This window comes from Deinococcus pimensis DSM 21231, assembly GCF_000519345.1.
GTDB classification, from domain to species: domain Bacteria; phylum Deinococcota; class Deinococci; order Deinococcales; family Deinococcaceae; genus Deinococcus_A; species Deinococcus_A pimensis.
Genome location: NZ_KI912647.1, coordinates 1 through 260, shown reverse-complemented (window position 1 = coordinate 260; position 260 = coordinate 1). Strand labels below are relative to the sequence as shown.

At 73.8% G+C, this 260-nt stretch carries 1 protein-coding gene; it reads right to left on the bottom strand.

The features are described 5' to 3' along the window. Window positions 1–260, bottom strand: a 260-nt coding sequence (locus DEIPI_RS30880) for a DUF4127 family protein (RefSeq protein WP_045234268.1), incomplete at both ends; no start/stop codon positions are given.

Genomic DNA, 260 nt, shown 5'->3' with positions numbered 1-260 from the left:
CCAGCGGGAACACGCCCGTGAACAGCCGCGGCCACGCGAGGTGCGGCTCGCCCGGCTTCAGGCGGTACCCGAGGTGCGCGAACTGCGCCTCCCACAGGCCGCGCATCTTCGGCAGCATCGCGTCCGCGACGAGCGACTCGGCCTGCGCGCGCTGCTCCCCGAGGTCGAAGGGGCTGGGGTCCGTGAGGCGGCCCCTCACCTGCGCGCGCACCACCGACTGGTACAGCGCGTCGTCCACCATCCGCGAGAACAGCGCCTCG